Genomic DNA, 1,526 nt, shown 5'->3' with positions numbered 1-1,526 from the left:
GATTTAGCGGCGGACGGGTGAGTAACACGTGGGTAATCTGCCTGTAAGACGGGGATAACTCCGGGAAACCGGGGCTAATACCGGATAATAAGAAGAAACGCATGTTTCTTTTTTGAAAGTCGGTTTCGGCTGACACTTACAGATGAGCCCGCGGCGCATTAGCTAGTTGGTGAGGTAACGGCTCACCAAGGCGACGATGCGTAGCCGACCTGAGAGGGTGATCGGCCACACTGGGACTGAGACACGGCCCAGACTCCTACGGGAGGCAGCAGTAGGGAATCTTCGGCAATGGGCGAAAGCCTGACCGAGCAACGCCGCGTGAGCGATGAAGGCCTTCGGGTCGTAAAGCTCTGTTGTTAGAGAAGAACAAGTACGAGAGTAACTGCTCGTACCTTGACGGTACCTAACCAGAAAGCCACGGCTAACTACGTGCCAGCAGCCGCGGTAATACGTAGGTGGCAAGCGTTATCCGGAATTATTGGGCGTAAAGCGCGCGCAGGCGGTCTCTTAAGTCTGATGTGAAAGCCCACGGCTCAACCGTGGAGGGTCATTGGAAACTGGGAGACTTGAGTGCAGGAGAGAAAAGTGGAATTCCACGTGTAGCGGTGAAATGCGTAGAGATGTGGAGGAACACCAGTGGCGAAGGCGGCTTTTTGGCCTGTAACTGACGCTGAGGCGCGAAAGCGTGGGGAGCAAACAGGATTAGATACCCTGGTAGTCCACGCCGTAAACGATGAGTGCTAGGTGTTGGGGGGTTCCACCCTCAGTGCTGAAGTTAACACATTAAGCACTCCGCCTGGGGAGTACGACCGCAAGGTTGAAACTCAAAGGAATTGACGGGGGCCCGCACAAGCAGTGGAGCATGTGGTTTAATTCGAAGCAACGCGAAGAACCTTACCAGGTCTTGACATCCTCTGACCACTCTAGAGATAGAGCTTTCCCCTTCGGGGGACAGAGTGACAGGTGGTGCATGGTTGTCGTCAGCTCGTGTCGTGAGATGTTGGGTTAAGTCCCGCAACGAGCGCAACCCTTGACCTTAGTTGCCAGCATTCAGTTGGGCACTCTAAGGTGACTGCCGGTGACAAACCGGAGGAAGGTGGGGATGACGTCAAATCATCATGCCCCTTATGACCTGGGCTACACACGTGCTACAATGGGTGGTACAAAGGGTTGCGAAGCCGCGAGGCCAAGCCAATCCCAAAAAGCCACTCTCAGTTCGGATTGTAGGCTGCAACTCGCCTACATGAAGCCGGAATTGCTAGTAATCGCGGATCAGCATGCCGCGGTGAATACGTTCCCGGGCCTTGTACACACCGCCCGTCACACCACGAGAGTTTGTAACACCCGAAGTCGGTGGGGTAACCCTTTTGGGAGCCAGCCGCCGAAGGTGGGACAGATGATTGGGGTGAAGTCGTAACAAGGTAGCCGTATCGGAAGGTGCGGCTGGATCACCTCCTTTCTATGGAGATTATGAGACAGCTCGTCTGTTTCGTAAGTACGCCTATTCTTCTTTTGTTCAGTTTTGA

1 rRNA gene is annotated in these 1,526 nt (G+C 54.2%); it reads left to right on the top strand.

Features of this window, described 5'->3' with window-relative positions:
- Positions 1-1,459, top strand: a 16S ribosomal RNA gene (locus J2X07_RS19915); the annotation flags it as partial.
- Between the last annotated feature and the right edge of the window lie 67 nt (positions 1,460-1,526).

The organism is Fictibacillus barbaricus (assembly GCF_031457135.1).
GTDB lineage: Bacteria > Bacillota > Bacilli > Bacillales > Fictibacillaceae > Fictibacillus > Fictibacillus barbaricus_A.
This window is presented reverse-complemented; position numbering and strand designations above follow the sequence as displayed.